Below are 817 nucleotides of genomic sequence, written 5' to 3'. Positions count from 1 at the left end.
CAGAAGATGCTCTAAAGTCGCCTGTACACGCTCGATATCGACAAGGCGTTTGTCGATGAAAATATCATTGGCTGATGTAATCGCAATGAACACACCCGCGTTATTCTGGCTCACCGCACTAGACGCTTGAGGACGATTCACCTCAACACCAGATTCTCGAACAAATGAACTGGTTACGATAAAGAAAATTAACATGATGAAAACAATATCTAGCATCGATGTCATATCGATATGGGCATCCTCTTGTTTTGCATGGCGTCTGCCTAATCTCATTGATAGATCCTCATCGATAACTCCTTAATGACTTTTCCAATTTAAGCAACGCATAGTGACTTCTTTTCGTTAAACGAGAATGTATGAATACCCCGGCGAGAGCGGCGACCATTCCTGCCATCGTCGGTAAGGTCGCAAGAGAAATACCAGACGCCATCAGTTTGGGGTCGCTACTGCCTTGATTAGCCATGACATCAAACACCGAAATCATTCCCGTGACCGTGCCTAACAACCCTAGCATTGGGCATATCGCAACCAGTACTTTAATAAAATTGATGTACTTAAACAGCGATATTCTCGCTTGAGAGATCCAACCGTCACGCATCGCCAATGCATACCAGGAAGCGTGATCATTTCGCTGTTGCCAAGCTTGTATCCATTTCTGTTTTTCTTTGGGAAATACCCACAACAAAAAATAAAACCGCTCAACGACAAATAGCCAGGTTAGAACAACGACAACAGCAAGCCACCAAAGGACCTGCCCCCCTCGGTTCATAAAGTCCAAAATAGAATCAAGATCCAACGTCGCGAGCAGACCTGTCAT

Annotated in this window: 2 protein-coding genes; both read right to left on the bottom strand. The window is 44.7% G+C overall.

Annotation, left to right across the window (positions count from 1 at the left end; all coding sequences use genetic code 11):
* Nucleotides 1–273, bottom strand: a 273-nt coding sequence (locus ACP45E_RS04255) for an ExbD/TolR family protein (RefSeq protein WP_069584732.1), incomplete at its 3' end; no start/stop codon positions are given.
* 10 nt (nucleotides 274–283) lie between these two features.
* Entirely contained in the window at nucleotides 284–817 is a 534-nt protein-coding gene (locus ACP45E_RS04250; protein ID WP_069584730.1) for a MotA/TolQ/ExbB proton channel family protein, read from the bottom strand.

The sequence above is a fragment of the Vibrio genomosp. F10 str. 9ZD137 genome (genome assembly GCF_049974785.1).
In the GTDB taxonomy this organism is placed as follows: Bacteria; Pseudomonadota; Gammaproteobacteria; order Enterobacterales; family Vibrionaceae; genus Vibrio.
The sequence above is the reverse complement of the archived record's forward strand: the minus strand, read 5'-3'. Positions and strand labels throughout refer to the sequence as shown.

Excerpts from the sequence above, each read along its gene's own strand:
- ACP45E_RS04250 (WP_069584730.1), bottom strand. The coding sequence starts at position 817 with ATGACAGGTCTGCTCGCGACGTTGGATCTTGATTCTATTTTGGACTTT.